Source organism: Gordonia amarae NBRC 15530, assembly GCF_000241345.1.
GTDB classification, from domain to species: Bacteria; Actinomycetota; Actinomycetes; order Mycobacteriales; family Mycobacteriaceae; genus Gordonia; species Gordonia amarae.
Window position 1 is genome coordinate 1 of sequence record NZ_BAED01000037.1, and the last position, 1,027, is coordinate 1,027.

Sequence of the window (1,027 nt, forward strand, 5' to 3'; positions counted from 1 at the left end):
TCTGCCAGATGCCGCGTTCGTCGAACTCGGCGATGTCGCCGACCAACTGGTAGGGCTCACCCGCATCGGACGGGAAGGACGTCCGCAGGACCTCGTGGCGCTTGAGGACGTCGATCACGGCCCGCCGCAACGCATCCACGTCCAATTCGCCGGTCAGGCGCAGCACGGCCGGAATATTGTACGTCGCACCCGAGGCGTCGAACCGGTTGATGAACCACATACGCTGCTGCGCAAACGACAACGGGACACGCGCCGGACGCGGCTCAACAACAGTCACCGGAACGAGCGCGGCTCCATGACCAGACGTGGCCTCGATCAACTCACGAACACTCGGCGCACCAAAGATATCGCGAACCGACACCTCCACCCCGAGCACATCCGAGGCCCGCGCCGCCAACCGCATCGCCGACAACGAGTTGCCACCCAACTCGAAGAACGACCCCGCCACACTGACCCGATCAACACCGAGAACATCGGCGAACACAGCCGCCAGAGCCTCCTCGGCCGGAGTCCTCGGCGCGGTGTACTCGGCCTCCACCGACCCGAAATCAGGCGCCGGCAACGCCTTACGATCCAACTTGCCCGCCGAATTGAGCACCACATCATCGATACCCACCCAAATAGTGGGCACCATATACACCGGCAACGACGCCGCCACCGCAGCCCGCACCACCTCGGTATCCACCGACGCAGGCGAGACATAACCAATCAGATGCTGATCACCGGTCGGCGAATCAATCACCGTCGCCGCCGCATGCACCACACCCGGCGCCGACGCGATCGCCGACTCGATCTCACCAAGCTCCACCCGCTGGCCACGCAACTTCACCTGGAAATCGGTACGGCCCAAATACTCCAACACACCATCAGTACGACGCCGCACCAAGTCACCGGTCCGGTACATACGCGAACCAGGCTCACCAAAAGGATCCGCCAGAAAACGATCAGCCGTCAGATCACCACGCGCGGCATAACCACGCGCCAACTGCACACCACCCAAATACAGCTCACCCGGCACCCCGGCCGG

The 1,027-nt window shown here is 63.4% G+C and carries 1 protein-coding gene; it reads right to left on the bottom strand.

Features of this window, described 5'->3' with window-relative positions; all coding sequences use genetic code 11:
• The coding region (locus tag GOAMR_RS10220; protein ID WP_005186681.1) for a condensation domain-containing protein at positions 1-1,027 on the bottom strand (1,027 nt) is incomplete at both ends.